This is a genomic window from Flavobacterium psychroterrae (assembly GCF_018380615.1).
Classification (GTDB): domain Bacteria; phylum Bacteroidota; class Bacteroidia; order Flavobacteriales; family Flavobacteriaceae; genus Flavobacterium; species Flavobacterium psychroterrae.
Genome location: NZ_JAGYVZ010000072.1, coordinates 1 through 1,379 on the forward strand (window position 1 = coordinate 1; position 1,379 = coordinate 1,379).

Here is a 1,379-nt window from a genome sequence, read left to right on the forward strand (position 1 = left end):
TATCGGGAACTTCACGAGTAATAATTATCGAAGAGGCTGTAAGCCGTCCTTTTGAAAATGGTTCAGTAAAACAAATTTATACAATTCGTTACGCCACTTTTGGAACTTCAGATGTTTCGTGGGCATGGACAGATTTCGCAAAACCTATCGAAACAAAACTAATAAAAGGTTTATTAGATGGTATTGCAGGCACTATAAATGCTATTAACGCAAGACTTGTAACTGCTGAGGCTAAATTGATAACAATCGCTTCAGGCGCACAAGTGAACGTTCAAAGCGACTGGAATGTAACGGATGTTAATTCTGACGCATTTATCAAAAACAAAATAGCAATGTTAAGCCCATTCCTTAGAGTTTCAACTTTCTTCATTGGCAATCCTGCTATTGATCAGAAATACACTGTTACTTTTCCATCTGTTAACTCTTCAAATTACTTGGTAGTAGCAGGGATAAAAGTTAATAATTCATCGCAATGGGATCTCTCCAACGATGTTATTTGGACATATGGAGCAACAACAGCCACATCTTTCGAGCTTTACTTACGTGAAATAGCAAATCAAACACAAAGCGTAACATTGGGTTATGCGTTAATACCACTTTAATATGGCATCTTTAAGCGAAATATACGACTGGTTCATGACCGGTAAAAAACCAACGCAAGCGCAGTTTTGGGCAACATTTTCAAGTTTCAGGCATAAAGCAGAGGCTATCGCGCAAAGTGATATTGCAAATCTTTCAAATACTCTTAATGCAAAAGCTGAAAAATCTCAGTTTGATGCTCACCTGACTGATCCAAACGCTCATGCTGAATCGATAGGAGGAAAATTAGACAAAGCAGGTTATCCCGGAAACGCTGAAGATTTAGACCGCCGTATTGCCGCGGTCGAAATGCCTGACAAGGTTTTGAAATACGGAACTATTACAATGACAGGTTTAAATCTTTCAATTGCAGCTAATGCGTTTGCATGGGTGTTGTATAGAAATCAATTCCTAAACCCGCCTGCGTTTTCCAGTCCAATAAGTGCCGCAACTGCGGGAAAATATAGAAATAATATAGTAGTTGGAAACCAAGTTGGTACATACGAAATCATTCAGGGTGACGAAGCTTCAACAGGTGGAGCAGCGGCAGAACCACCAGTTCCACCCGGAACGATAAAACTTGGTTATGTTTTGGTTTTTGGCAATACTATTGCCGATTCCGGTAACAGTGACGATAGTGATCCTTTTGCGGGCGAAATTCGTTTCCCGGCTTATCCAAGTACTAGAAATGATGGACAAATCTCGGTAAATAAAGTTCTAACAACTGACGCACAAGGTAATTTGAAATTATGTTCTATTGCGATTGCACCTGCGCCATATTTAGATGAAATAATCCCTGA

General features: G+C 39.5%; 1 protein-coding gene and 1 pseudogene. Both read left to right on the forward strand.

Annotated elements, in window-relative coordinates; translation table 11 throughout:
- Positions 1-602: hypothetical protein (locus KHA90_RS25060; RefSeq protein ID WP_213308264.1), on the forward strand; the 602-nt coding region annotated here is incomplete at its 5' end.
- A 1-nt stretch (position 603) separates the two neighbouring features.
- Positions 604-1,379: pseudogene (locus tag KHA90_RS25065) on the forward strand (hypothetical protein); the annotation flags it as partial.